1 protein-coding gene is annotated in these 764 nt (G+C 64.7%); it reads left to right on the top strand.

The features are described 5' to 3' along the window. A partial coding sequence (locus ABGB21_RS36890) for an IS630 family transposase (RefSeq protein WP_347681778.1) occupies window positions 1-752 on the top strand: 752 nt, incomplete at its 5' end. Between the last annotated feature and the right edge of the window lie 12 nt (window positions 753-764).

Genomic DNA, 764 nt, shown 5'->3' with positions numbered 1-764 from the left:
GCCGGTCGATGGCGGCCAAGGTCGGCGTGAGCCCGGCGACGGTGCAGCGGGTGTGGGACGCCCGCGGTCTCAAGCCGCACCTGGTGGAGACGTTCAAGCTGTCCAACGACAAGCGGTTCGAGGAGAAACTCGTCGACGTCGTGGGCCTGTACCTGAACCCGCCGGACAAAGCCGTCGTGTTGTGCATGGACGAGAAATCGCAGATCCAGGCACTGGACCGTACCCAGCCGAGCCTGCCGCTCAAGCCCGGGCGGGCCGGCACGATGACCCACGACTACAAGCGCCACGGCACCACGACCCTGTTCGCCGCACTGGACGTGCTGACCGGCAAGGTCATCGGTAAGTGCTTCGCCCGGCACCGGCACGACGAATTCCTGCGGTTCCTGCGCACGATCGACACCACGGTGCCCCGCACGTTGCAGATCCACATGATCGTCGACAACTACGGCACCCACACCCACCCGAACGTCAAGGCCTGGCTGGCCAAGCACCCCCGCTTCCACCTGCACTTCACCCCGACCAGCTCGTCCTGGCTCAACCTGGTTGAGCGCTGGTTCGCCAACCTGACCGACAAGATGATCCGCCGCGGCGTGTTCCGCAGCGTGGATGACCTCGTCACCGCGATCGAGGAGTACCTGCGCGTGCACAACGACGACCCGAAGCCGTTCGTGTGGACCGCCACCGCCGAATCGATCCTGGCCAAGGTCCGACGTGGACGAGTAGCCCTCCAACAAGCGACTACTCAAAACTGAGACAGAACACTA

Source organism: Plantactinospora sp. B24E8 (assembly GCF_039871735.1).
GTDB lineage: Bacteria > Actinomycetota > Actinomycetes > Mycobacteriales > Micromonosporaceae > Plantactinospora.
This window is presented reverse-complemented; position numbering and strand designations above follow the sequence as displayed.